The 1,044-nt window shown below is 70.2% G+C and carries 1 protein-coding gene and 1 pseudogene; both read right to left on the reverse strand.

Going from position 1 to position 1,044, the window contains the following annotated elements:
* Positions 1-101: 101 nt before the first annotated feature.
* Positions 102-767 (reverse strand): HAD family phosphatase, encoded by a 666-nt coding sequence (locus LQV45_RS35300; protein WP_230012707.1) that lies wholly within the window; start codon positions 765-767, stop codon positions 102-104.
* Positions 764-1,044, reverse strand: a pseudogene (locus tag LQV45_RS35305) (thioredoxin domain-containing protein); the annotation flags it as partial. The pseudogene LQV45_RS35305 and the gene LQV45_RS35300, both read right to left, overlap by 4 nt.

The following is a 1,044-nucleotide window of genomic DNA, read 5'->3' on the forward strand; positions in this document are numbered from 1 at the left end:
CTTTGAAACTGCGACGCCGGGACTCGCCGGCAGTTCAGCCCGACACGCCGGGCGCCGGCTTCAATCGTGGGGAATTCCGGCGTCAGGAGCTGGCCCCCGGCTCAGCCGGGATGCCCTGCCGCAATGAGCTCGGGCAGCAGCCGCATGTCTGAAAAGACGGTGGTTCCGGGACCGGCCAATCGGGAAGCCGGGGTGACACCGCCGGCATACGCGAAGACGTGCATTCCCGCCGCCCGGGCGGCCTGGACGCCGTAGGCGCTGTCCTCGACGACGGCGCACCGCCCGGGAGCGGTGCCCAGGCTCGCCGCGGCGTGGAGGAACAGGTCCGGCGCGGGTTTGCCGTTGGCCACCTCTGTGGCGCTGTAGATGCGGCCCTGGAAGCGGCGCAGCAGCCCGGTCTTGCCCAGGGTCCGGCGCATCTTTTCGTGGCTGCCGCTGGAGGCGACACAGTGCGGCAGGGACAGCCGGTCCAGGGCGTCCTCGATGCCATCAACGGCCTCGAGGTCACGTTCAAACGCCTCCTGGTACCAGCGACCGTAGTCGCGGTCCCAGCCGTCGGCCAGCCGGACCCCGAGCTGCTGTTCCACGGCGGCCACAAAGTGCGCCTCGGATTTTCCGACAAACCGTTCCACGATGTCATCGAGTTCCAGGTCCCAGCCGAGATCGGCCAGCACTCGCTGGTCCACCCGGATGGCGATCACCTCGGAATCCACCAGCACACCGTCGCAATCGAACACCACCAGCTCAAAGCCGTCCTGACCAGTCATGAGGACATCCTAGCCAGCTGCCCGCGCATTTCTTCGACGGAAGTCGAGGGGAGGCCGCAGACCATGCCGCGGCACAGGAACACCTGCGGGGCGCCGTCCGGGCCCGCGCCGCGGCCCTGCAGCAGCGGTATTGGCCGGGCGGCGCCGTCGTCCTGGACCGCGACCACCAGCCCGGGGCTCGCCGAGAGAAGCAGCTCCCGGTGCAGCACGGCCCGTTCCGGGGTGTCCGGTCCGGCGACGGCGGCCTCGATGGGACCGGCGAGGGCGGCCTGGGCGG

It is taken from the genome of Microbacterium sp. Bi128, from assembly GCF_918698205.1.

Excerpts from the sequence above, each read along its gene's own strand:
- LQV45_RS35300 (WP_230012707.1), bottom strand. The coding sequence starts at position 767 with ATGACTGGTCAGGACGGCTTTGAGCTGGTGGTGTTCGATTGCGACGGT.